This is a genomic window from Limnomicrobium aquaticum, from assembly GCF_040545545.1.
Classification (GTDB): domain Bacteria; phylum Pseudomonadota; class Alphaproteobacteria; order Rhizobiales; family Rhizobiaceae; genus Ensifer_A; species Ensifer_A aquaticum.
In genome coordinates, this window is sequence record NZ_JBEPMB010000001.1 from 574,512 (window position 1) to 595,039 (window position 20,528).

At 60.8% G+C, this 20,528-nt stretch carries 24 protein-coding genes; 11 read left to right on the plus strand and 13 right to left on the minus strand.

The window, feature by feature from the left end; all coding sequences use genetic code 11:
* Positions 1–46: 46 nt before the first annotated feature.
* Complete coding sequence (locus ABID16_RS02830; protein WP_354554831.1) at positions 47–589, plus strand: flavodoxin domain-containing protein; 543 nt, start codon at positions 47–49, stop codon at positions 587–589.
* A gap of 27 nt (positions 590–616) precedes the next feature.
* Here the strand turns inward: ABID16_RS02830 and ABID16_RS02835 are convergent, their stop codons facing one another.
* Together ABID16_RS02835 and ABID16_RS02840 are read right to left on the minus strand one after the other, a co-directional pair.
* A complete protein-coding gene (locus tag ABID16_RS02835) occupies positions 617–1,588 on the minus strand; it encodes a DUF1883 domain-containing protein (RefSeq protein WP_354554832.1) in 972 nt (323 codons plus the stop codon).
* 127 nt (positions 1,589–1,715) lie between these two features.
* On the minus strand, positions 1,716–2,930 hold the full coding sequence (locus ABID16_RS02840) for an NADP-dependent isocitrate dehydrogenase (protein WP_354554833.1): 1,215 nt from the start codon (positions 2,928–2,930) through the stop codon (positions 1,716–1,718).
* Positions 2,931–3,181: 251 nt separating this feature from the next.
* On the opposite strand from ABID16_RS02840, the gene ABID16_RS02845 reads away from it, so the two are divergent.
* The 3 genes from ABID16_RS02845 to murI all read left to right on the plus strand — a co-directional run bounded on the left by ABID16_RS02845 (position 3,182) and on the right by murI (position 5,489).
* Positions 3,182–3,700 carry a hypothetical protein gene (locus ABID16_RS02845; RefSeq protein ID WP_354554834.1) on the plus strand — a complete coding sequence of 173 codons (519 nt, stop codon included), beginning with the start codon at positions 3,182–3,184 and terminating at the stop codon, positions 3,698–3,700.
* Between the two features lie 132 nt (positions 3,701–3,832).
* Complete coding sequence (locus ABID16_RS02850; RefSeq protein WP_354554835.1) at positions 3,833–4,699, plus strand: RNA methyltransferase; 867 nt, start codon at positions 3,833–3,835, stop codon at positions 4,697–4,699.
* Positions 4,700–4,703: 4 nt separating this feature from the next.
* The gene (gene murI, locus ABID16_RS02855) at positions 4,704–5,489 is read left to right on the plus strand and encodes a glutamate racemase (RefSeq protein WP_354554836.1); all 786 of its coding nucleotides are present in this window, start codon (positions 4,704–4,706) and stop codon (positions 5,487–5,489) included.
* On the opposite strand, the gene ABID16_RS02860 is transcribed toward murI, so the two are convergent.
* The gene (locus ABID16_RS02860) at positions 5,425–5,670 is read right to left on the minus strand and encodes a DUF1127 domain-containing protein (protein ID WP_354554837.1); all 246 of its coding nucleotides are present in this window, start codon (positions 5,668–5,670) and stop codon (positions 5,425–5,427) included. The two genes, murI and ABID16_RS02860, sit on opposite strands and share 65 nt — an antisense overlap.
* A 113-nt stretch (positions 5,671–5,783) precedes the next feature.
* Here ABID16_RS02860 and ABID16_RS02865 point away from each other — a divergent pair, with 113 nt between their 5' ends.
* Together ABID16_RS02865 and ABID16_RS02870 are read left to right on the plus strand one after the other, a co-directional pair.
* Positions 5,784–6,548: an ArsR/SmtB family transcription factor gene (locus tag ABID16_RS02865; protein WP_354554838.1), complete on the plus strand. Its 765-nt coding sequence runs from the start codon at positions 5,784–5,786 to the stop codon at positions 6,546–6,548.
* 380 nt (positions 6,549–6,928) lie between these two features.
* The gene (locus ABID16_RS02870) at positions 6,929–7,165 is read left to right on the plus strand and encodes a DUF1127 domain-containing protein (RefSeq protein WP_354554839.1); all 237 of its coding nucleotides are present in this window, start codon (positions 6,929–6,931) and stop codon (positions 7,163–7,165) included.
* Positions 7,166–7,208: 43 nt separating this feature from the next.
* Here the strand turns inward: ABID16_RS02870 and ABID16_RS02875 are convergent, their stop codons facing one another.
* The 5 genes from ABID16_RS02875 to ABID16_RS02895 form a co-directional block, all read right to left on the minus strand.
* A complete protein-coding gene (locus ABID16_RS02875; protein ID WP_354554840.1) occupies positions 7,209–8,684 on the minus strand; it encodes a multicopper oxidase family protein in 1,476 nt (491 codons plus the stop codon).
* A gap of 56 nt (positions 8,685–8,740) precedes the next feature.
* Positions 8,741–9,115 (minus strand): hypothetical protein, encoded by a 375-nt coding sequence (locus ABID16_RS02880; protein WP_354554841.1) that lies wholly within the window; start codon positions 9,113–9,115, stop codon positions 8,741–8,743.
* A gap of 48 nt (positions 9,116–9,163) precedes the next feature.
* Positions 9,164–9,613, minus strand: a complete 450-nt coding sequence (locus ABID16_RS02885) for an EVE domain-containing protein (RefSeq protein ID WP_354554842.1) — start codon at positions 9,611–9,613, stop codon at positions 9,164–9,166.
* Between the two features lie 10 nt (positions 9,614–9,623).
* Positions 9,624–10,001, minus strand: coding sequence for a VOC family protein (locus tag ABID16_RS02890; RefSeq protein ID WP_354554843.1), 378 nt, complete (start codon positions 9,999–10,001; stop codon positions 9,624–9,626).
* A gap of 64 nt (positions 10,002–10,065) precedes the next feature.
* A complete protein-coding gene (locus tag ABID16_RS02895; protein WP_354554844.1) occupies positions 10,066–10,758 on the minus strand; it encodes a helix-turn-helix transcriptional regulator in 693 nt (230 codons plus the stop codon).
* A 188-nt stretch (positions 10,759–10,946) separates the two neighbouring features.
* On the opposite strand from ABID16_RS02895, the gene ABID16_RS02900 reads away from it, so the two are divergent.
* Entirely contained in the window at positions 10,947–12,452 is a 1,506-nt protein-coding gene (locus tag ABID16_RS02900) for a helicase HerA domain-containing protein (protein WP_354554845.1), read from the plus strand.
* 102 nt (positions 12,453–12,554) lie between these two features.
* Here the strand turns inward: ABID16_RS02900 and ABID16_RS02905 are convergent, their stop codons facing one another.
* The 3 genes from ABID16_RS02905 to ABID16_RS02915 all read right to left on the minus strand — a co-directional run bounded on the left by ABID16_RS02905 (position 12,555) and on the right by ABID16_RS02915 (position 14,160).
* Complete coding sequence (locus tag ABID16_RS02905; RefSeq protein WP_109857346.1) at positions 12,555–12,764, minus strand: cold-shock protein; 210 nt, start codon at positions 12,762–12,764, stop codon at positions 12,555–12,557.
* Between the two features lie 202 nt (positions 12,765–12,966).
* Entirely contained in the window at positions 12,967–13,311 is a 345-nt protein-coding gene (locus tag ABID16_RS02910; RefSeq protein WP_354554846.1) for a DMT family transporter, read from the minus strand.
* Between the two features lie 27 nt (positions 13,312–13,338).
* Positions 13,339–14,160 (minus strand): D-alanyl-D-alanine carboxypeptidase family protein, encoded by an 822-nt coding sequence (locus tag ABID16_RS02915; protein ID WP_354554847.1) that lies wholly within the window; start codon positions 14,158–14,160, stop codon positions 13,339–13,341.
* A gap of 323 nt (positions 14,161–14,483) precedes the next feature.
* On the opposite strand from ABID16_RS02915, the gene ABID16_RS02920 reads away from it, so the two are divergent.
* Positions 14,484–15,398: an alpha/beta hydrolase gene (locus tag ABID16_RS02920; protein ID WP_354554848.1), complete on the plus strand. Its 915-nt coding sequence runs from the start codon at positions 14,484–14,486 to the stop codon at positions 15,396–15,398.
* A gap of 24 nt (positions 15,399–15,422) precedes the next feature.
* Here the strand turns inward: ABID16_RS02920 and pepT are convergent, their stop codons facing one another.
* Together pepT and ABID16_RS02930 are read right to left on the minus strand one after the other, a co-directional pair.
* Positions 15,423–16,667, minus strand: coding sequence for a peptidase T (gene pepT, locus ABID16_RS02925; RefSeq protein WP_354554849.1), 1,245 nt, complete (start codon positions 16,665–16,667; stop codon positions 15,423–15,425).
* Between the two features lie 139 nt (positions 16,668–16,806).
* Complete coding sequence (locus ABID16_RS02930; RefSeq protein ID WP_354554850.1) at positions 16,807–17,811, minus strand: TerC family protein; 1,005 nt, start codon at positions 17,809–17,811, stop codon at positions 16,807–16,809.
* Between ABID16_RS02930 and ABID16_RS02935 the strand changes: the two genes are divergently transcribed.
* The 3 genes from ABID16_RS02935 (at position 17,810) to ABID16_RS02945 (ending at position 20,517) form a co-directional block, all read left to right on the plus strand.
* Positions 17,810–18,043, plus strand: a complete 234-nt coding sequence (locus ABID16_RS02935; protein WP_354554851.1) for a hypothetical protein — start codon at positions 17,810–17,812, stop codon at positions 18,041–18,043. The two genes, ABID16_RS02930 and ABID16_RS02935, sit on opposite strands and share 2 nt — an antisense overlap.
* 184 nt (positions 18,044–18,227) lie before the next feature.
* Entirely contained in the window at positions 18,228–18,845 is a 618-nt protein-coding gene (gene rpsD, locus ABID16_RS02940) for a 30S ribosomal protein S4 (protein ID WP_354554852.1), read from the plus strand.
* 136 nt (positions 18,846–18,981) lie between these two features.
* The gene (locus ABID16_RS02945; protein ID WP_354554853.1) at positions 18,982–20,517 is read left to right on the plus strand and encodes a glycosyltransferase family 39 protein; all 1,536 of its coding nucleotides are present in this window, start codon (positions 18,982–18,984) and stop codon (positions 20,515–20,517) included.
* Positions 20,518–20,528: the final 11 nt, after the last annotated feature.

Here is a 20,528-nt window from a genome sequence, read left to right on the forward strand (position 1 = left end):
TGTATTCACGGTCATGATCCGTTCAACATTGAACGGGAGCGGACCCATGAACATTCTGATTGCCTATGCCACGGTCGAGGGGCAGACACGGAAGATTGCTGCGCAGCTTGCCGAAATCTTTGAGAATCGCGGCTGGCAGGTCGCGTTGCAGAACACGGCGGGGATGATGGAATTCATTCTCAACCGGCCGGATGCCGCGATCCTGCTCGCGCCTGTCCATGCGGGGCGATATCCTACCCCCTTCACGCATTTCGTCAGGCAGGAAGCCGACTGGCTGAATTCCGTTCCGTCCGCCTTCGTCTCGGTCTCGCTGTCGATTGTCAGCGACAATGCAGATGAGCGCCAGGAGGCGGAGGATTACCCGACCGGATTGCTTGCCGAGACCGGCTGGCAGCCTTTGGCCATTCATCATGCAGGCGGGGCGCTGCGGCTGGCTGAATACGATTTCTTCAAGCGCTGGATGGTGCGCCGGCTGTCGCGCAACGCGCCGGCGGGTGAGCAGAAGGGTGACCGTGAGTTCACCGACTGGGCGGCCCTGGAACTCTTTGCCTCGGAGTTTGCCAATGAGGTGGGGCGGCGCAAGGCCTGATACCGAGCCCATGGGGTCTGAACGACGTCAGCTTGCTGCCTGAAGATCGGCGTCGAAAATAGTGCAGCGATTGCGGCCGCCCTTCTTCGAGGCATAGAGCGCGCTGTCAGCCTTCGAGTAGATGTCTTTCGCGTCCGTGGCATCCGCCTTCATGCAGATGCCCACGGAAATGGTAATGCTGCCGTAATCCGCGCCTGCCTCTTCGTCCCTGAACGGCGTCTGCTCAAGCGCGGTTCGGACGCTTTCGGCGATCCGGAGAACGTCTGCGGGGTCGCGGCCTTCGATGACCATGACGAATTCCTCGCCGCCGGCGCGGGCCACGAATATATCTTCGCGTGCATGCCGGTGAAGAATTTCGGCCACGATAGTCAGGACCTTGTCGCCGACCAGATGGCCGTAGGTGTCGTTGAACTTCTTGAAGTGGTCGACATCCGAAATCACGAGCGCCGCCATGTGGGGTTGACCGGTCGCAAAGACGGAAGCCAGCTTCTCGTCGAAGGCGCGCCTGTTGGAAAGACCGGTCAGAGCATCCGTATTGGCAATGCGCTTGTACTGGTGCAGCTCCTTGAGGATTTCTCCCATTACCGCAGGACTGTGTTCCCCGTTGGTTGCAGACGCGGGCTCTGATGCCGGCTGCTCGGGAGCGCCGATTTCGCTTCCCGCCCTTGTCTTTTGCGGATCGACTGCATCGGCTTCCTGGACACGAAACTGCTTGTGTCCCGGCTGGATCGTGCGGACATTGGAATTGGCGAGCTTGGGCAGGCCTTCGCGATCGACCACCAGATGCCATTGACCATTCGCCGGTACGATCAGCTTTGTCGGTGTCTTGACCGTAAGACCGCCCAGAAACCTGTAAGCCTGCGACGAGGCATAGAGCCGGTAGTTCCGCTCATCCATCAGCCGGACATTATTGATCGATGACAGAGCAACCTCCACCACCGTACCGGCGGGCTGCCTTCCCAGATCGTAATGTTTGTAGCGGGGCGTTTGCGGGGTCATTCATTCATTCCACAGTTGTGCGAATAATGGCCTCCGAGGGTTAAACTTTGGTTTTCGCTATGTGTCTTGGGCAACAAAAAACCCGGCCTTGCGACCGGGTCCTTCGGAATTCGGAGCAGGGTGCCGATCAGGCGGCCATGGCCTTCTTGAGGTTTTCGTCGACCTTGTCGAGGAAGCCGACCGTGGAGAGCCACGGCTGATCGGGACCGATGAGAAGGGCGAGGTCCTTCGTCATGTACCCGCTTTCGACCGTTGCGACGCAGACCTTTTCCAGCGTGTCGGCGAACTTGGCGAGGTCGGCATTGTCGTCGAGCTTGGCGCGGTGGGCGAGACCACGCGTCCAGGCGAAGATCGAGGCGATCGAGTTGGTCGAGGTTTCCTGACCCTTCTGGTGCTGGCGGTAGTGACGCGTTACCGTGCCGTGGGCAGCTTCGGCTTCAACCGTGCGGCCATCGGGCGAGAGGAGAACGGAGGTCATGAGGCCAAGCGAGCCGAAGCCCTGTGCCACCGTGTCCGACTGAACGTCGCCGTCATAGTTCTTGCAGGCCCAGACATAACCGCCGGACCACTTGAGCGCGGAAGCGACCATGTCGTCGATCAGGCGGTGTTCGTAGATGATGCCGGCCTTGTCGAACTCTGCCTTGAATTCGGCCTGGTAGACTTCCTCGAAGATGTCCTTGAAGCGGCCGTCATAGGCCTTGAGGATCGTGTTCTTCGTGGAGAGGTAAACCGGCCACTTGCGCATCAGGCCGTAGTTCATCGAGGCGCGTGCGAAATCGCGGATCGAATCGTCGAGGTTGTACATGGCCATGGTGACGCCCGGGCCCGGAGCCTTGAAGACTTCCTTCTCGATGACCTGGCCGTCTTCGCCGACGAACTTGATGGTGATCGTGCCCTTGCCGGGGAACCTGAAGTCGGTTGCCTTGTACTGGTCGCCGAAAGCGTGACGGCCGACAACGATCGGCTGGGTCCAGCCGGGAACGAGGCGCGGCACGTTCTTGCAGATGATCGGCTCGCGGAAGATCACGCCGCCGAGGATGTTGCGGATCGTGCCGTTGGGCGACTTCCACATTTCCTTGAGGTTGAATTCCTTCACGCGGGCTTCGTCCGGCGTGATCGTGGCGCACTTGATGCCGACGCCGTGCTTCTTGATGGCGTTGGCGGCGTCAACGGTGACCTGGTCGTTGGTGGCGTCGCGGTTTTCGACCGAGAGGTCGTAATATTCGATGTCGAGATCGAGATAGGGCAGGATCAGCTTTTCCTTGATGAACTGCCAGATGATGCGGGTCATCTCGTCGCCGTCGAGATCCACGACGGGGTTGGCTACCTTGATCTTGCTCATATATCGGCCTCTTTCTCGGATTGCGGCGAATGGGAAGTCGCCTTTCGGAAAATATCCCGTGGGCTATAGCACCGGGAGAAGCGAACGCAAAGGCGGATGCGGGGCCAGTTCGTCAAATTTAGCGGGCCGGATCATTTTGGGAGAGCATGGTTGTCATGCCATTTTCTGGTTGAAATGGCAGGCTAGTTCGAATCCAGTTCATGCCAACGTCACACCATTGCGCGAATCAGTCTCGCGCCGGAGAACCGTAGATGCGCGCACTGTCCTCCTTCCTTGCATTTCTCGCTTTGGCCCTGCCGGCATTGGCTGCTGACGCTGATCCTGTGGCTCCCGTGCAGAAGATCATGGAGATCAGTCAGAGCACGCTCAGCGGAAATGATTCGACCCAGGACGACTATTTCTCCGACAAGTGGATGCCGCAGCTCTTCAGCTCCGCCTTCGTGGCTATTGCGAAGAAGGGTTTTGCCAAGGCGCAGGCGAATGACGAGCCCTTCATCGATTACGATCCGGTGCTCGGCGGGCAGGACGGTTGCGCGCCCAAGGACCTGACGATTACCAATGCGGGGCCGAAGGATGGCGGGTTCGATGTTATTGCCAAGTTCCACGCCTTCTACTGCTTCGATAATGCGGACAACCGTTTCAGTGAGACGCATTTCAAGGTCGTCATCGAAAACGGCGCTGCGAAGATCGACGATATCGTCAATATCGTTCCCGACGGCGATCCGGTTTCGTTGCGCGACACGATGAACGGTTATTTCACCGCGCAGTGACGGCTGTGGCGGGCGGTAGCTTTTGATTTTTGCGCCGTGCTGAACTATGGATGCCCGGTTTTATAAGCATTTCCAGGAAAGGTGGCATCCGGTTTTCCGTCCGGAAATGCGCTAACTAAACTCTAGGGCAGCATGGCAGGCACGAACAGCGAAAAACCGCTTCTGGCGGAGGGACCGGCGATCATTCTGGTGAGCCCGCAACTGGGCGAGAATATCGGCATGGTGGCGCGCGCCATGGCGAATTTCGGGCTTGCCGAGCTGCGCATCGTCAATCCGCGCGACGGCTGGCCGTCCGAAAGCGCGCGGTCTGCCGCCTCACGCGCCGATCACGTCATCGACGGGGCTCAGCTTTTCTCCTCGCTGGAGGAAGCGCTGGCCGACATCAATTTCGTCTATGCGTCCACGGCGCGCGACCGCGACGGGTTCAAGCCGGTGCGCGGGCCGGAAGTGGCCGCTGCCACGCTACGCACCCGTTTCAAGGAGGGCGAGAAGGTCGGCATCCTATTCGGCCGCGAGCGCACGGGCCTGACAAATGAGGAAGTGGCGCTGGCCGACGAGATCGTGACCTTTCCGGTCAATCCCGCGTTCGCCTCGCTGAACCTCGCGCAGGCCGTGCTGCTCATGTCCTATGAATGGCTGAAGACGGGGCTGGCGTCGCCCGAGGACACCCCGTTTCAGGCGAAACCCATGCCGCCGGCGACGAAGGGTGATCTGCAGGGCCTGTTCGACCATGTCGAGGAGGCGCTGGACGGGCGAGGCTATTTCCGGCCAGCCGCCAAAAAGCCGAAATTGGTGGAGAATCTGCGCACCGTTCTCACCCGGCCAGGCTTCACGGCATCCGAAATCCAGGTCATACGCGGCGTCATTTCCTGCCTCGACAAGTTCACGCGGGACAATCCGCGCGGCTCTGCCGATGCAAACCGGGCGCGCAAGCCGAAGGTCAAGCCGCGGGCCGAGCGGGTGAAACACACGGAAAATACGGAAAGCACGGAAGAGTAAGACGATGGAGATGCAGCCGGTTCTCGTGTTCGACAGCGGTATCGGCGGGCTCACCGTATTGCGCGAGGCGCGCGTGCTGATGCCGGAGCGCAATTTCGTCTATGTGGCAGACGATGCCGCCTTTCCCTATGGCCGTTGGGGGGAAGCTGAATTGACGCAGCGCGTCGTTTCGCTTTTCGGAGAGTTGATCGCGCGGTTCAGGCCGGTAACCTGTATTATCGCCTGCAATACCGCGTTCACGATTGCAGGCTCTGCGCTGCGCGCGACCTATCCCGACATGACTTTTGTCGGTACCGTGCCTGCGATCAAGCCGGCGGCGGAGCGCACGCGTTCGGGCCTCGTCTCGGTGCTGGCCACGCCCGGTACGGTCAAGCGCGCCTATACGCGCGAACTCATCCAGTCATTTGCCAGCCAGTGCCATGTCCGCCTTGTCGGATCTGAAAATCTGGCCGGCATGGCGGAAACCTATATTCGCGGCGGCAAGCTGGAGGATGCGGCGGTGCTCGCCGAAATTTCCGGCTGCTTTGTCGAGAAGGATGGGAAGAAGACCGATATCGTCGTGCTTGCCTGCACGCACTATCCCTTCCTCGGCAACATCTTCCGCAAGCTCGCACCATGGCCGGTCGACTGGCTCGACCCGGCCGAGGCCATTGCCCGGCAGGCGCGGCGGCTGGTGCCGATGACGGACCACCTGAAATCCGACGGCGAGGCCGATGTCGCCCATTTCACGGCTGGTTCGCCGGATTTTGCGACACGGCGGCTCTTGCAGGGGTTTGGGTTGACGGTCTAGCCACGGGATCGCGCTTTTGCGAGGTTGCCCAGAAGGGACGTCGGCTTTCGGCAAGGGCGTCCTTGCGCGAAAGGCCGAGGTCTTGCAGGCGTTCTTCCGCCAGTTCGGCGAGATCCTGCCGCTGGCTCCAGCGGCGCGGCCATTCGATCAGGCAGAGTCTCCACAGGTTTCCAAACGTCATGGCCCAATCTCCTTTGCTGCCATGGGTGTAATGCGGCTGGCGGGCTCGACGTTTCGGGGAGCGCCGAAGTGTTTGTCGATGACGGATGCCGGCCTGCGGGCTAAGGTCGGCGCATGAGCAATTTCGTTTCCGGAACCCGCATTGCCGAAATCGGTGCCGTGATCGGCGATGTCAGCCGCGCGACCATTCTCTTGACGCTGATGGACGGCCGCGCCTTTTCCGCCGGCGAACTCGCTGCCGAGGCCGGGGTGACGCCGCAAACCGCGAGCGCGCATCTTGCAAAGTTATCGGAGGCGGGGCTGATCGCGGTTCACCAGCAGGGCCGGCATCGGTATTTCAAGCTCGCGTCGGGCGATGTCGCCGAGCTGATCGAAGTCCTGTCCGCGCTGATCGCCGCCGGGCCGAAGCGTTCCCGCCCGACGGGACCAAAGGACGCGGCCATGCGTCTGGCGCGGACATGTTACGATCACCTGGCCGGGCATCTCGCCGTCAGAGTGGCAGAGAGCATGGAAGCACGCGGCTTTATCGCTTTGTCGCAGGATGGGGCCAGCCTCAGCGCGGACGGCAGGCGCTATGTTTGCGATTTCGGGGTCGATCTCGAGATGCACTCGATGGGCCGCCGGGCGCTTTGCCGGGCCTGTCTCGACTGGAGCGAACGGCGGTTTCACATCGGCGGGGCGCTGGGCGCAGGCCTGCTTGACCGGTTCATCGAGCTTGGCTGGCTCCGGCGCGCGAGCAGCGGGCGAGCGTTGACGATCACGCGGGCAGGCGAGGCGGGCTTTGCGCGCGAATTCGGCTATCGCGCCGGGGAGGCCGACCCGATGCATCGCGTCGCTGCAGATACGAGAAGGCAGCCAACTGTCATGGCTATCGAGTGACGCTTCGGCCTGTTGCGGATTTGCAACAAATGAATCCGATTTCTGCAATCTTCAATTGCGGGGTTGCCGAGCAAAAAAGTTCGTGTATCGTCTCAGCATCTGCAACGCGAACCTTGGAGACGCGAGATGAATTCGACATATCCCGACATGCGTCTGCGAATTTGGTTCAAACCAGCGGGCGTGCTTTCCGGCACGATGGGTTATCGCCATCACGTGTGATGGCGTCTGAAACCCTTATTCTGCAGACGCTTAACTCCCGATTTCATTCCTAGTTCCTGACGGTCTTTCGGCGCCTTGGGGCATGGCCCTTCGCACCCGGAATCTGTCCGTCGCAATCGCGAAAGGACCTGGCGGCTCGTCGAGCGCCGGGACGGACAATCATGTTTGAATTGCAACTTAGAGACGCAAGAGAGCTTGATCTTGCTTTGGATATCATCCGCCGGAAATTCGGCTTCTGGAGGACATTGCGGGCGCTTCTGGCCACGGAAATGCAGCGCCGCCGCAAGGCGCGCGAACTGGCATTTCTCGACAACAGGACGCGCCGGGATATAGGTCTGCCCGAGATCGAGGTCGAGCCCCATATTCTGTGGCCCGGCCGTTGGGATAGCCGGCTTTGATGGCGAGGCGGAAGCGGAGCAATCCCCGCTTCCGCCTCTTTCGTCAGCTTACTTCGAGATGCGTCATCATGCCGGTCACCATGTGGTAGAGGTGGTGGCAATGGAAGGGCCAGTGGCCCGGTCTGCCGGCATCGAAGGCGATGGTGACGGTTTTCATCGGCGGCACGAAGACGGTGTCGCGTACAGCGCCCGCAAAGCGCTTGCCGTCTATATCGACGACCTGAAAAGCATGGCCGTGCAGGTGCATGGGATGCGCCATCATCGACATGTTCATCATGGCGATCTCGACCCGCTCGCCGGTTTTCAGCTTCAGGTCTTCAAGGCCTTCGAGCGCCCATTGATAGCTCGCCATATCGCCCGTCAGATGCGCCACGACGGACTTGTCCGCGCGGCGCTCGCCGAGCGGTGTGGTGGAGCGGAGCGCTACTTCCAGCGACAGATCGAGGGGCGGGGCCTTCGCCTCGGTTTTTGCGGGGAGGCGTTCGATCTTCGCGCCAGCGGTCGCGAGCACGATGCCGGTGCGGTGGCCGGTGCCTTCGCGCAGAGCTAGGATCGGAAACGCGCCGCCATCCTTGGGGATTTCGATGTCGAGGTCGATGCGCTGGGCCATGGTCATGGGGAACGTATCGCCGGCCACGGCGACGACGGGGTGGCCGTCCACGGCGACCAGTTTTGCGGCAAGCTTGCCCGTCGTCAGATGGAAGGCGGTGGAGGCCGCGCCGTTGATGATGCGCAGGTGTATGCGGCCGCCTTTTTCAACCTTGATGACTTCGGGATCATCCAGCGTTCGGTCGTTGGCGAGATAGGCGTCATATTCGATGTCGTTGAGGTCCATCGCGCCCATGCCACCCATCGCCGACATGTCGTGATTTCCGGACATGGTCTGGCCGGAGCCCATAGATGTCATGTCATGTTGCATCGACATCTTGCCCATGCTGCCCATGTCCATCTTGTGGCCTCCATGCATCATATGGCTACCCTTGCCGCCATTCAGGGCTGCGAGCAGTTCTTCCGCAGGCTTGAACGAGAAGTCGTGCAGGAGGATGACGACCTCCTGCCGGTCGGCCATTGTGTCCTCCTTCGAATGGACGATGAGCGGGGCGGCCAGCAGGTTCTGCTCCTGCAACGTATGGGCATGCATCCAGAATGTGCCGGTCTCTTCAAGTGCGAAGTCATACGCGCGGGTCTCGCCACCTTTCAGCATGGGCAGCGGATTATCCGCCACGCCATCCTGTTCCCAGGGCGGGGTGAGGCCGTGCCAATGAATGATGGTCTCTTCTTTCAGGCGGTTGCTGAGCGCTACGGAGAAACGTTCGCCGGGTGCGAAGGTGAGGCCGGGCTTGCCGTTTTCGGTGAGGCCGTAGACGGTCGCCGCCTTGCCGTTGACCTCCAGCGTGCGGGTGTCGATGGTGAGCGAGCGCGGGTTCGGCGTGGCAAGGCCGAGGCGGGGGAAGACCTGGCTGGCCGCAAGGCCGCCCACGGCAAGGCCTGCCGTTTTCAGAAACTCTCTTCTGTTCATGGTTTTTGCTTTCGTGATGTAGGTCGATTGCTCCGCCAAGTCGCGGAGCGGTGACATCAGGAAAGCAGGCGTTTCGGCGGCTGGAGCGGCGGGGCGGGGACGAGGCCGGTGAGCGGTTCTGCCGGGGTTGGTTCAAGGCGGGGCGAGGGCGTGGCGTGGTTCCACGCCGGGCTCGCGGGCAGGGTGGTCAGAAACGCGCCCGCGCACCAGGCCGCACAGGCGGCAGCGTGGTCGCCGTGATGGGCCGGGGATGCGGGCTTTGTCTTCTCTGTCTGCATCATCATGTGATGGGCATCCATGGATGCATCCATGTCAGTCATCATGGCTGTCGTCATCTCGTGTCCCTGGGGCGCGGCAAAAGATGCTGCCGGCGCGGCAGCGAGGCCGGCCAGCAGACAGACGATCAGGAATAGGCGGGTCAGGTGACGCATGCAACAATCCGCTTGAATGTCTTCAAGGTAGCATCGCATGCGCCGATTTCAAGCCGCGACTGCCCCGGTTCTTTCTCCGGACGATTGACGGATCGCCTGTTCGATCAACACGAAATCCTCTGCCGGGATGGAAAACAGGCCGTAGCGGAAGGGCTGGCCCCAGTTCGTCTTGCCGGCGGTGAAGCTCAGCAATTGCAGCATGGGCAGGATTTTGGCCTCGCCGGCGGCTATCCAGTCAACATCGCGGCGGAACGGGACGAAGCCGCCGCCCGCGTCGAACTCGTAAGGATCGCGGTCGCGGATGCGGCCGCAGGCGGTGAAGGCCTGCAAGCCGTCCTTCACGCCCATGACGCGGCTGGGCGAATAATAGGCGATAAAATCGCCGGGAGCGGTGCGCTTCAGCGGGCCGCTCTTGCCGTGGCAGACCTGCATGAAGCCTTCGCCGGCACCCCGACGGACATGGTCCGCCGAGGCAATTCCGATCCAGTATCTCGGCATGATTTTCACCTCACACCGGGTTTTCGGCGCGACGATAGACGCGCAGGCGATGGCCGTCCGGGTCGGCGGCGGTGAAGGTGTAGCCGAAATCCATCAGGGTTGGCTTTTGCAGGATCTCGGCACCCTTGGCCGTCCAGTCGGCATGGGCAGCGTCGACTTCTGCATCCGTGTCGCAATCGAACATGATTTCCGCACCGCCGATCCTGCCATTGGCAGGAGGATCGATGGCCGTGTCGATCCACAGGCCGAGCTTGAAGCCGCCGGGCATGACGAACATGGCAAAGCCGGGCGACTGCTCGACGGGCTTGTAACCCAGCAGCTTTTCATAGAAGGCGGCGCTGGCGTTGGGGCTCTTCACATAGAAGAGGACGAAGTTGGAAGGCTGCATGATGATCTCCTGTCGTTGGGAACAGGAGAGTTATAGAATCCGATACTGCCAAAAAATGGCAGTATCAGTTTTTGCCGGTGTTGTGGTCCAGCTCGCGCCATTCCTTGAGCAAAATGGCCTTGCGACGGGGATAGCGGATATCGGTTTCGTCCAGACGGGTAATGCGGTCGGCGCGGAAATGGCGGAAATCGTTGCGCAGTTCGCACCAGGTGATGACGACTCGGGAGCGATCGAAGAAACCGAGCGCGAAGGGCCAGATCGTCCGCTCGCTCGAGCGTCCGCTTTCGTCCTCATAGGCGATAGCCAGCTTGCGTTCTTTGCGGATAGCAAGCCGAATGGCGGAAAGATGTGTGTCGCCGGCCACCACGGGATCGCCGGGGCCGACGAGAAGGTTGGTCGCATCCAGCTGCTCACGCAGGTCTTTCGGCAGAACGCTTGCAATCTTCGCCAGCGCATTTTCCGCCGCCTTGCCGAGAGGCCCGCCGGCGCGTTTGGATACCCAGCGGGAGCCGAGTACGAGCGCCTCCAGCTCATCCTCGGAAAACATCAGCGGCGGCAGCATGAAGCCGGGCTTCAGGATATAGCCGATGCCCGGTTCGCCGGTGATATCGGCGCCCTGCGCTTGCAGCGTCGCGATGTCGCGATAGAGCGTGCGGATAGAGATGCCGAGTTCGCGCGCGAGATTTTCCCCGCTCACCGGCTGGCGGTGGCGGCGCAGGATCTGGATGAGATCGAGCAATCTGGCAGAGCGCGACATGGGTTCCCTCGAACCGCCTGAATGGCATGGTGTCCTGACAGATTATGGCAGGATGATATGTTCCGCAATCATCTGTGTTTTTCGGCATTCGCTGTCCCCAAAGCCCTGCGTCTTTGCTAAAAGGCGAGGTCGTGGCAGGCTCGCTTTGAGTCTAATGGCAGCTTCCAATCAGATCAGGATACGCGCGTTTGAAAGTCGGCATCGATATGGGGACGGTTTCGGGCGGCAAGTCGGCCATGCTCGATATCGAGGAACTGCTGGCGACGCGTCTTCTGGTGCAGGGCAATTCCGGCTCCGGCAAGTCGCATCTCTTGCGGCGTCTTCTCGAACAGTCCTCGCAATGGGTGCAGCAGGTCATCATCGATCCGGAAGGCGACTTCGTGACGCTGGCCGACAAGTATGGCCATGTGGTTGTCGATGGCGAGCGCACCGAGGGTGAGCTGGTCGGCATTGCGACGCGGGTGCGCCAGCATCGCGTCTCCTGTGTCCTCTCGCTGGAAGGGCTGGATGTCGAGAACCAGATGCGGGCGGCGGGCTGGTTCCTCAACGGGCTTTTCGATGCGGATCGCGACTACTGGTATCCGGTTCTGGTCGTGGTGGACGAGGCGCAGATGTTTGCGCCGGCCGTTGGTGGCGAGGTTTCGGACGAGGCGCGCAAGCTCTCTCTCGGTGCGATGACGAACCTCATGTGCCGCGGCCGCAAGCGTGGTCTGGCGGGCGTGATTGCGACGCAGCGTCTGGCGAAGCTTGCCAAGAACGTGGCGGCGGAAGCCTCCAACTTCCTCATGGGCCGCACCTTCCTCGATATCGACATGGCGCGTGCGGCCGACCTTCTCGGCATGGAGCGGCGGCAGGCAGAGATGTTCCGCGATTTGTCGCGCGGCTCCTTCGTGGCGCTCGGGCCGGCGCTGTCGCGGCGTCCTCTGAACGTGACGATCGGAAACGTCGAGACCTCGGCGCGGTCTTCGAGCCCCAAGCTCATGCCGCTGCCGGGGCAGGCGCCGGAAGTCGACGTCGAGGATTTGATCCTGACTCCGACCGAGGAGGACTTGACGCGACCCGTCATGCGCCGTGCGCCGCCGACGCCGAAGCCGGCGACCGATATTCTGGCCGAGCTTGCCCGCGCCGAGCCGGCAGCCTCCGAGCCGCAGCCACGTCAGGCTTCGCTTGACCTCGATCCGTCCGAGCGGGAGGACAAGCTCGATCTGGCGCTCTCGGAAGTGCTTTCCCAGCCCGGCGCAACCTTCCGGCCGGATGCGGAGCTTTATCAGGACTTCCTCGTGCGTGCGCGCATTCGCCGCATTCCGGGGCCGCCGCTGCCGCTCGCCGATTTCCGGCGCAGGCTCGCCATCGTTCGCTCGGGCGTCGATGAGGAAACGGCGGGTTCCGAACAATGGGCGAGTGCGCTGGAGCTGGCGCGCCGCGTGACCGATGACCTGCAAGGCGTTTTCCTGCTGCTGGCAAAAGCTGCAATCCAGGGCGAGGCCTGCCCGCCGGATGCGTCGATCGCCCGCGTCTATGGCACGCATTCGGCACGGCGTGCGCGGCGGTTCCTGAGCTATTTCGAGGAGCAGGGGCTTGTCGTGGTCCATACGGCCCATGGCGGCGGGCGCATCGCGGCCTTTCCCGATCTCGATTGCGAGACCGCGCCGGGCAATCCGGATGCGGCGGATGTGGCGCAGGCGGCGGAGTAAGCAGGCTGTCAGAACGCCACTGATCTTCCTAAAGGGACATCAGAATCAAAAAGGCCGCGTCGAAACGCGGCCTTTTCGTTGTTCTCTCAAGAGAGCGGCTTATCAGCCTGCCTGCAGGTTGCCTGCGGCGCTCTTGCCCGAACGGCGGTCCTGGAGGACTTCGTAACGGATCTTCTGGCCTTCGGTGAGCGAGCCCATGCCGGCGCGCTCAACGGCGGAGATGTGTACGAAAACGTCCGTGGAGCCGTCGTCCGGCTGGATGAAGCCGAAGCCCTTGGTGCTGTTGAACCACTTAACGGTACCTGATGCCATGACGATTTCCTTTCAAATCGTTGTGTGGACTTGGCGAGGGAAACCTCCCACGCCGGTGGATCGATTTTGAAGGGAAAACAGAGGCCGGTTAAGCGCCGACCAGAAGTCGCTAGCAAAGTTCGATGCGCTTTTCATAAAGGAATCGGCTGAAAACGCAACCGTTTTTCCTGAACGTCTTTGTCGCAAGATGCAGGTGTGACGCTCAGTGACCGACAGACGAGGAGAAAAGATTGATGATCAGGATGCCGGCTATGATCAGGAAAAGTCCTGCGATTGCTGGCCAGTCGAGGCTTTGGCGGAAGATGATGACGCCGATGATGGAGACGAAGACGATGCCCAGTCCGCTCCAGATCGCGTAGGCGATGCCCACCGGCATGGTCTTGAGAATGATCGAGAGCAGGTAGAAGGCCACACCATACGAGGCCATGGAAAAGACGGTGGGCCAAAGTCTGGTGAACCCTGCCGCCTGCTTCAGAAGCGTCGTGCCGATGACCTCAAAGAAGATGGCTGCGACGAGGAGGGCGTAGGTGACTGTCACTGTTGGCATGTCCTGCTCGTCCTCGTCGTATTGGTGTTATTTCTTCGCGGATTTGGTCTCGCCGCCGAGATATCTGTTGAGCATGTCGGTCATCTGCTGGTCGCGCTCGGTGGCTGATTTGGCGCCGATGACCACGCCGATGACGCGCTTGCCGTTCTTCGACGCCGACGTGACCAGATTGTAGCCGGCGGCCTGGGTATAGCCGGTCTTGATACCATCGACGCCGGTGTAGCTCGCCATCATGCGGTTATGGCCATGCAGCTTCATGCCGCGGAAGACGAACTTGCGGGTGGCAAAGAGCTTGAAGTCTTCCGGAAAGTCGCGCATCAGCGCGAGCCCCAGCGTTGCCATGTCCTTCGCGGTGGAGACCTGCTCCGGGTCGGGCAGACCTGCCGGGTTTGTGAAGACGGTGTTGGTCATGCCGAGCGCATGGGCCTTCTGCGTCATCACCTTGCCGAAATCCGCTTCGGAGCCGGAGAAATGTTCGGCGACCGCGACGGCCGCGTCATTGGCCGAAAGGACGATCATGCCCAGAACGGCTTCCTTGACCGTGATCGTCTTGCCCGCGCCGAGCGCGTATTTGAAAGGGTCCTTGCTCTCTGCATTGGCAGACAGAACCAGCTTGTCGTCCCACTTCAGCGCGCCCTTCTGCAGCGCCTCGAAGGTGAGATAGAGCGTCATCATCTTGGTCAGCGAGGCGGGGAAGTTCTGCTGATCGGGGTTTTCGGCCTCTAGAACCTTGCCTGTCTGCGCATCAAGCATGAGGTGGGCGCGGTCGGCGAATGCGGCATGGGCCGAAAAGAGCAGGGAGAAGCTGAGTGCTGCGCGGACAAGAGCGAGGGAGAGACGCAAGGACATGGACGAGGGGTTCCTGGAGTTCGGCGGCGGGGTATTCATATGCCGCGACGGTTAGCCGAAACGGGCCGGAAACGCCATATCTTCCCGCGTTTGCGAAACATAAATCATTCGAACCGAACAATTCGCTTGCATTTGACGGCGACCTTGCCCAATGAGAACCGCAGGGGCGCATGACACAATGGAATTGTGGTCGCTGCCCGGACCTGATGGTCCGGTGCGCAAGAAGCCTTCGTGTTATCGGAGACTGGATGATCCTCCGCATATATCTCATTGCTGCTGCAATTCTCGCTTTGACTGTTGGTTCAGTCCAAGCGCGAGATGTCATGCCTCAATCACCTGAACATGTTCTTCTCTGGCCCGAGGCTGCGCCCGGTGGCGGCGGCCCGAAGGGTGAGATCAAATCCACCCCCTGGGGCGCGGTCAGCCAGGTTTCGACGCCGGAACTCAGCGTCTTCCTTTCCTCGAAGCCGAATGGTGGTGCGGTGCTCATCATTCCGGGCGGGGGCTATCGCTCCATCTCGGTGCAGGGCGAGGGGTATTCGTCTGCCAAGTGGTTGAATGACCGTGGCTATGCCGCCTTCGTTCTGACCTACCGCCTGCCCGGCGAGGGCTGGGCCGATGGACCTAAAGTGGCGTTGGAAGATGCGCAGCGCGCGCTGAGGCTTATTCGGGCCAACGCCGCGACCTATGGCATCGACAAAGCCAGAGTCGGTCTCATCGGTTTTTCCGCTGGCGGACATCTTGCCGGCTTGGCCGCGACACGCTTTGCCGAAGCTTTCTACGAGCCGGTCGACAAGATCGACACCTTCTCCGCGCGGCCCGACTGGGTGGCGCTGATCTATCCCGTCATTTCGCTGGAGCCGCCCTTTACCAAGACCTCGACACATCGCCAGATGGTCGGCCGCGGTACGGTGGCGACGGAGGCGCAATGGTCGGTGCAGACGGGCGTCAATACGCGCATGCCGCCCGTGTTTCTGGTTCATGCGGCAGACGATCCCATTGCCAATGTCGCACACAGCGAAATCATGGATTTCACCTGCAAGCGCGCCAAGGTGCCGGTTGATTTTGTGCGTCTGCCTACGGGCGGCCACGGCTTTGCCATGGGGCGGCCGGGAACGGCGAGCATCACCTGGAGCAAGTCTTTCGAGCAGTGGCTGAAGCGCAACGACAATACCGCCGTTTCGATGGCGGGAGCGGGCAGCGTTGCTGCGCCTTCCGTCGGTGGCCGCGACCGCTAAACGCTTTCTGACCGCGAACTGCTGTCAAGCCTGGCGCTCTTCCCAGATTTTGACCAGTTCGACGATTGTCCTGACCGCCTTTTCCATGTCCTGAACGCTCACCCACTCGAGCGGCGAGTGATAGGCATGTCCGCCGGTGAAGATATTGGGGCAGGGCAGGCCCATGAAGGAGAGGCGCGCGCCGTCCGTGCCGCCACGAATGCTGCCGAGTTTCGGGGCCATGCCGGCGCGGCGCACCGCTTCCACCGCGTAGTGCACCACTTCCGGTGTGCGGTCGAGAACAACCTTCATGTTGCGGTACTGCTGACGGACCTTGAACGTGTAGGTCGAGCCGGGATAGTCGGCCATCACCGTTCCGACGATCCCCTCCAGCAGCGTTTCCTTTTCCTTCAGCCCGTCATCGACGAAATCGCGGACGATGAGGCCGATCGTGGCTTTCTCCATCGAGCCTTCCAGCGAGACGGGATGGATGAAGCCCTGTCGGCCCGCAGTGCGTTCCGGTGACAGCGATTTCGGCAGGCGTGCGACGATTTCCGAGGCGATCTTGATGGCGTTTTCCATGCGGTCCTTGGCAAAGCCCGGATGCATGGCAACGCCTGAAATCTCGATCTCCACACCATCGGCGGAGAACGTCTCGTTCTCGATGTCGCCGGCGGTGGAGCCGTCCATCGTATAGGCAAAGCGCGCGCCGAGCTTTTCGAGGTTCACCTTGTCCGCCCCACGGCCGATCTCTTCGTCGGTGGTGAAAAGGAGCTTCACCGTGCCGTGCTTGACTTCCGGATGGGCCATGAACCACGCGGCGGCCGTCATGATTTCGGCGACGCCGGCCTTGTCGTCAGCGCCGAGCAGCGTTTTGCCGTCTGACGTGACGATATCGTTGCCGATGAGGTTCAGAAGTTCGGGATGTTCTGACGGACGGATGACGCGCTCCCTGTCGCCCGGCAGGACGATGTCGCCGCCATCGTAATTCTTCACCACCTGCGGCTTCACGCCCGTGCCGGTAAAATCTGGTGCAGTATCGACATGCGAGCAGAAGCAGATGACGGGGACGTCCTTGTCTGTGTTCGAGGGGAGCGTCGCGTAGACATTGCCGTGCTCGTCCATATGCGCGTCGGCGAGGCCCAACTCGAGAAGTTCGGCGACGAGGATGCGGGCGAGGTCCTTCTGCTTTTCCGTCGATGGCTGTGCCGGGGAGGCCGGGTCAGACTGGGTGTCGACCACGACATAGCGCAGGAAGCGGGAAAGGACAGTGTCGTTGGCAGGCGTCATCAAGGGCATCCGATTCTGATCGAGACTTTCGGGGCGACCTTAGCCCCGCAGAGGCCTCGCGGAAATCCTTTTGCGCCCAACAAATAGAAAGCCGCGCCGCTTTTGGGGCGGCGCGGCTGTTGCGTTGAGGTTGCCTATCTTACGCGGCGGGCTTTTCCGGCAGCGCCTTATCGGCCTTGTCCATATCCCTCGTCGCCCAGAGCGAGCCGATGATGCCCGAAGCGAGGATGGCGAGCGTCACGCCGAGCGAGATGAGCGGCGGGATCTTCGCGAGGCCCAGCATGTCGGCGACGAAGATCTTCGAGCCGATGAAGATCAGGACCACCGAGAGCGCATATTTGAGATAGGCGAAGCGGTGGATGAGGGCGGCAAGCGCGAAGTAAAGCGCACGCAGGCCAAGGATCGCGAAGATGTTCGACGTGTAGACGATGAACGGGTCGGTGGTGATGGCGAAGATGGCCGGGATCGAATCGACCGCGAAGACGAGGTCGGCGAATTCGATCATGATCAGCGCCAGCAGGAGCGGCGTCACATAGGTCTTCAGCTTGCCGGTCGAGGGATCGTTCTCGCGCACCAGGAACTTCTGACCGCGCAGGCGGTCCGTGACAGGGAGGCGCTTGCGCAGGAATTTCAGGACCGGATTGTTTTCGACATCATAGGGTTCGCTGTTCGAAAACAGCATCTTGATGCCCGTAACGATCAGGAAGGCGGCGAAGAGGTAGAGAACCCAGCCATAGTTTTCGACCACGGCAGCGCCGGCTGCAATCATGATCCCGCGGAGAACGATCACGCCAAGAATGCCGAATAGAAGCACGCGGTGCTGATATTCACGCGGAATGGAGAAATAGCCGAAGATCATGGCAATGACGAAGATATTGTCCATCGCCAGGCTTTTCTCGATCACGAAGCCGGTCAGGTATTGAAGGCTGGCCTGCTCACCGAACTGGCTCCAGACGAAGCCGGCGAAGAGAAGACCGAGCGTGACATAGAAGCCCGACATCAGCAGGCTCTCGCGGATGCCGATTTCACGGCTCTTCTTGTGGAGGACACCGAGATCCAGCACCAGAAGCGCGATCACGATGGAGATAAAGAGGAGCCACATCCAGACGGCGGCTCCCTGAAAATCAACCAGGAAAAAATCCATGACATCGTCCATGCCGGATCAGGTTGAAATTCAAAGCACCGACATCACGGTCGATCCGGCGGCGTACACGTCAGAGGGGCCCGGTGCTTTTTTCGAAATGGGGACTGATGCTGTTGCTTCAAGGGCAGGCGGGTCAAAATTTCTGGCATTCCGTCAATTTCCGGCGCATCAAGGACAACATCAGCAAGCGTTGTGCTCTGACAGTGTTGACAATTCCGTGACGATTCCATAAAGACCGCGCCAGGACCGGAGGCTTAACGTTTCCGGTGTTTTTATTGACATGTCCCGTGGATTCTCCGGACGCTTACCCGTGAGAAGCCTGTCAGAGCGGCAAAAACCGTTCAGAGGAGGGCGTGTTTCCTTGAACCGGTTTGGCAACAGACCGGTCTAACAACAACGAATAAAAAGGAAATGCGATGACCAAGCGCACCGCTGCCAAGTACAAAATCGATCGCCGCATGGGCGAAAACATCTGGGGCCGTCCGAAGTCCCCGGTCAACCGCCGCGAATACGGCCCCGGCCAGCACGGCCAGCGCCGCAAGGGCAAGCTTTCGGACTTCGGCGTGCAGCTGCGCGCCAAGCAGAAGCTCAAGGGCTATTACGGCGACCTGCGCGAAAAGCAGTTCAAGGCGATCTTCGCTGAAGCTGACCGCCGCAAGGGCGACACGGGCGAAAACCTGATCGGTCTGCTCGAATCGCGCCTCGACGCCATCGTCTACCGCGCCAAGTTCGTTCCGACGGTCTTCGCTGCCCGTCAGTTCGTCAACCATGGCCACGTCAAGGTCAACGGCGTTCGCGTCAACATCGGCTCGTATGTCTGCAAGGCTGGCGACGTGATCGAAGTTCGCGAAAAGTCCAAGCAACTCGTGGTCGTTCTCGAAGCTGTTTCGCTCGCTGAACGCGACGTTCCGGACTATATCGAAGCCGACCACAACAAGATGGTCGCAACCTTCGTTCGCGTTCCTTCGCTGGCCGACGTACCGTATCCGGTCATCATGGAACCGAACCTGGTCGTCGAATTCTATTCGCGCTGATTTCTTTCAGTCGTCCCAGGAATTTATCTTTGGAAAGCCGGCGATCAAGGTCGCCGGCTTCTTTATTTTGGGCCTCCGGAAGGCCAAGCTGTTTTTGAATTTATTGCGTTTCAGCCACGCGGGCGGGCAGGCGATTTTGAACGAGAAGAACAAACTTCAGGTAGGCCTTGACTGGCTCATCCGGTCTTTTGCGGGTGTTGTCGTCTTTCTTGCGATCTATACGATCTGCTGGACTGTCATTCCCTATTTCTCCAATGCCGGTCTGCCGGTCGATACGATCGAGGAAGTCGCCTGGTCGCGCGAATGGCTTCTCGGCATCTACCGTCACCCGCCCATGATGATCTGGCTGGTGGGGATCGCATGGAAGCTTTCGGGCGGCTGGATTGGTAGTCCTTACCTCGCTTCCGGTGTTGCTCTCAGTGTCGGCTTGGTCTTCATTTATCTGCTCATGCGCATTTCGCGGCCGGCCACTCAGGCCGGTCTTGTGGCGCTGACGACGCCGCTCGTCTATTTCTTCGGACCGCAATTGCCGCAGTGGAATGCCAATGTTGCGCAGCTGCCCTTCGTCGGCCTCTTTCTCTATGCGGCCTTCCGCGGGGTCATGACCCGTTCGCTAGGATGGACGCTTCTGGCCGGCTTTGCCGCCGGGGCCGGTCTGCTCGGCAAGTATTCCTTCGGTCTCATTGCCCTTTTCGCCGCAGCCGGGCTGTTGGCTGATCCGGTTGCGCGCTCGCGGGTGAAGGTGCTGCATGTTCTGCTGGCATTTGTCGCAAGCGTCTTGGTCTTCCTGCCGCATGTCTATTGGTTTTTCACTGCACCGATGAATACGGTCGATTATTTCCGGATGAGTGCCGAACGGACCGAAGGAACTGCGCTCGGGCACCTCACCAGTCCGTTGCTGGTCATACTGGGCGCTGTCGCCGTCCTTATTCCGACCGCGCTGATTGCGGTTCGTGGCCTCGATTTCCTATCCGAGCCACGCCGGTTTGATTCCTCCGTAGACCGCAGCCTTAAGGTTTATCTCGGTTTCGTGGTCGTCGGCCCGATTGCCATAGCTGCCTTTATCGGTGCGCTGGGCGGTGGGCTGATCAAGGACCAGTGGTTGATCGCCTATCTGCTGGCCGCACCTGCCATGGTCGTCATGCTGATTGTGCCCCACGGCGTTGACGTTGCATGGCGCAAGAGTGCCGCGATCTTCTATTTCGTGTGCCTTGTCGTCCTGGCGATTGCCTATCCCGTCGAGCGTCAGGCGCATTACTGGCGGTCGAATGGCGGACCGGTTCTTTGGGCGCCGCTGATGCCCGCCGAACCGATGGCCGAGGCGGGGCAGGTTCTGTGGCGCAAGGCGGTCACGGCGGCGGGCAAGCCGGACATGAAGATCCAGATCGTCGCAGGCGGGCCCGAGGCGGCAGGCGTCGCAAATGTGACGCCGGGCAGGCCCGCCTGGTTCGAGCACTACAACAAGGGCTATTCGCCCTGGATCACCGACGCGCTCATTCGGAGCCAGGGCATTCTGGCGACCGAGGCAGTTCCTGCCGGCTATCCGGAGGCCAACGGCCTTTGCGTTGCCGCACAGGAAAATTTCGATTGGCGGAACGGCCGCGGTGGACAGGGCAGGATTGCGACATTAACTGTTCTGCTGCCGGAAGGTCTTTGCCGACCGGCTCAATGAAACTGTAAAGT

What these genes read in the sequence shown, in the direction of transcription:
- ABID16_RS02905 (WP_109857346.1), bottom strand. Translation starts at nt 12,764, where the DNA reads ATGGCATCAGGTACCGTTAAGTGGTTCAACAGCACCAAGGGCTTCGGC.
- ABID16_RS02890 (WP_354554843.1), bottom strand. Translation starts at nt 10,001, where the DNA reads ATGCAGCCTTCCAACTTCGTCCTCTTCTATGTGAAGAGCCCCAACGCC.
- ABID16_RS02895 (WP_354554844.1), bottom strand. Translation starts at nt 10,758, where the DNA reads ATGTCGCGCTCTGCCAGATTGCTCGATCTCATCCAGATCCTGCGCCGC.
- ABID16_RS02860 (WP_354554837.1), bottom strand. Translation starts at nt 5,670, where the DNA reads ATGACGTTTGGAAACCTGTGGAGACTCTGCCTGATCGAATGGCCGCGC.
- ABID16_RS02870 (WP_354554839.1), top strand. Translation starts at nt 6,929, where the DNA reads ATGTTTGAATTGCAACTTAGAGACGCAAGAGAGCTTGATCTTGCTTTG.
- ABID16_RS02875 (WP_354554840.1), bottom strand. Translation starts at nt 8,684, where the DNA reads ATGAACAGAAGAGAGTTTCTGAAAACGGCAGGCCTTGCCGTGGGCGGC.
- ABID16_RS02885 (WP_354554842.1), bottom strand. Translation starts at nt 9,613, where the DNA reads ATGCCGAGATACTGGATCGGAATTGCCTCGGCGGACCATGTCCGTCGG.
- ABID16_RS02845 (WP_354554834.1), top strand. Translation starts at nt 3,182, where the DNA reads ATGCGCGCACTGTCCTCCTTCCTTGCATTTCTCGCTTTGGCCCTGCCG.
- murI (WP_354554836.1), top strand. Translation starts at nt 4,704, where the DNA reads ATGGAGATGCAGCCGGTTCTCGTGTTCGACAGCGGTATCGGCGGGCTC.
- ABID16_RS02840 (WP_354554833.1), bottom strand. Translation starts at nt 2,930, where the DNA reads ATGAGCAAGATCAAGGTAGCCAACCCCGTCGTGGATCTCGACGGCGAC.
- ABID16_RS02850 (WP_354554835.1), top strand. Translation starts at nt 3,833, where the DNA reads ATGGCAGGCACGAACAGCGAAAAACCGCTTCTGGCGGAGGGACCGGCG.
- ABID16_RS02930 (WP_354554850.1), bottom strand. Translation starts at nt 17,811, where the DNA reads ATGGATTTTTTCCTGGTTGATTTTCAGGGAGCCGCCGTCTGGATGTGG.
- ABID16_RS02835 (WP_354554832.1), bottom strand. Translation starts at nt 1,588, where the DNA reads ATGACCCCGCAAACGCCCCGCTACAAACATTACGATCTGGGAAGGCAG.
- ABID16_RS02915 (WP_354554847.1), bottom strand. Translation starts at nt 14,160, where the DNA reads ATGTCCTTGCGTCTCTCCCTCGCTCTTGTCCGCGCAGCACTCAGCTTC.
- pepT (WP_354554849.1), bottom strand. Translation starts at nt 16,667, where the DNA reads ATGACGCCTGCCAACGACACTGTCCTTTCCCGCTTCCTGCGCTATGTC.
- ABID16_RS02865 (WP_354554838.1), top strand. Translation starts at nt 5,784, where the DNA reads ATGAGCAATTTCGTTTCCGGAACCCGCATTGCCGAAATCGGTGCCGTG.
- ABID16_RS02920 (WP_354554848.1), top strand. Translation starts at nt 14,484, where the DNA reads ATGCCTCAATCACCTGAACATGTTCTTCTCTGGCCCGAGGCTGCGCCC.
- ABID16_RS02935 (WP_354554851.1), top strand. Translation starts at nt 17,810, where the DNA reads ATGACATCGTCCATGCCGGATCAGGTTGAAATTCAAAGCACCGACATC.
- ABID16_RS02910 (WP_354554846.1), bottom strand. Translation starts at nt 13,311, where the DNA reads ATGCCAACAGTGACAGTCACCTACGCCCTCCTCGTCGCAGCCATCTTC.
- rpsD (WP_354554852.1), top strand. Translation starts at nt 18,228, where the DNA reads ATGACCAAGCGCACCGCTGCCAAGTACAAAATCGATCGCCGCATGGGC.
- ABID16_RS02880 (WP_354554841.1), bottom strand. Translation starts at nt 9,115, where the DNA reads ATGCGTCACCTGACCCGCCTATTCCTGATCGTCTGTCTGCTGGCCGGC.
- ABID16_RS02830 (WP_354554831.1), top strand. Translation starts at nt 47, where the DNA reads ATGAACATTCTGATTGCCTATGCCACGGTCGAGGGGCAGACACGGAAG.